The 1,081-nt window shown below is 55.9% G+C and carries 1 rRNA gene; it reads left to right on the top strand.

The features are described 5' to 3' along the window. Nucleotides 1–1,081, top strand: a 23S ribosomal RNA gene (locus tag ACIBJH_RS48195); the annotation flags it as partial.

Genomic DNA, 1,081 nt, shown 5'->3' with positions numbered 1-1,081 from the left:
CAACAGCCCCAACGGGTGTGTGGATGGGTAGGGGAGCGTCGTGTGCCGGGTGAAGCCGCAGCGGAAGCTAGTGGTGGACGGTTCACGAGTGAGAATGCAGGCATGAGTAGCGATACACACGTGAGAAACGTGTGCGCCGATTGACTAAGGGTTCCTGGGTCAAGCTGATCTGCCCAGGGTAAGTCGGGACCTAAGGCGAGGCCGACAGGCGTAGTCGATGGATAACCGGTTGATATTCCGGTACCCGCTGTGAAGCGTCAAACATCGAACCTTCTGATGCTAAGGCCGTGAAGCCGTTCCGGACCCTTCGGGGAATGGAAAGTGGTGGAGCCGCCGGCCCAAGGTGGTAGTAGGTGAGTGATGGGGTGACGCAGGAAGGTAGTCCATCCCGGGCGGTGGTTGTCCCGGGGTAAGGGTGTAGGACGTGGTCCAGGTAAATCCGGATCACACATAGTCTGAGACCTGATGCCGAGCCGATTGTGGTGAAGTGGATGATCCTATGCTGTCGAGAAAAGCCTCTAGCGAGTTTCATGGCGGCCCGTACCCTAAACCGACTCAGGTGGTCAGGTAGAGAATACCGAGGCGTTCGGGTGAACTATGGTTAAGGAACTCGGCAAAATGCCCCCGTAACTTCGGGAGAAGGGGGGCCATCACCGGTGATGAGTCTTGCACTCTGAGCTGGGGGTGGCCGCAGAGACCAGCGAGAAGCGACTGTTTACTAAAAACACAGGTCCGTGCGAAGCCGTAAGGCGATGTATACGGACTGACGCCTGCCCGGTGCTGGAACGTTAAGGGGACCGGTTAGTCAAGATTCGTCTTGGCGAAGCTGAGAACTTAAGCGCCAGTAAACGGCGGTGGTAACTATAACCATCCTAAGGTAGCGAAATTCCTTGTCGGGTAAGTTCCGACCTGCACGAATGGCGTAACGACTTCTCGACTGTCTCAACCATAGGCCCGGTGAAATTGCACTACGAGTAAAGATGCTCGTTTCGCGCAGCAGGACGGAAAGACCCCGGGACCTTTACTACAGTTTGATATTGGTGTTCGGTTCGGCTTGTGTAGGATAGCTGGGAGACTTTGA

Source organism: Streptomyces sp. NPDC050548 (genome assembly GCF_044457385.1).
Classification (GTDB): domain Bacteria; phylum Actinomycetota; class Actinomycetes; order Streptomycetales; family Streptomycetaceae; genus Streptomyces.
This window is presented reverse-complemented; position numbering and strand designations above follow the sequence as displayed.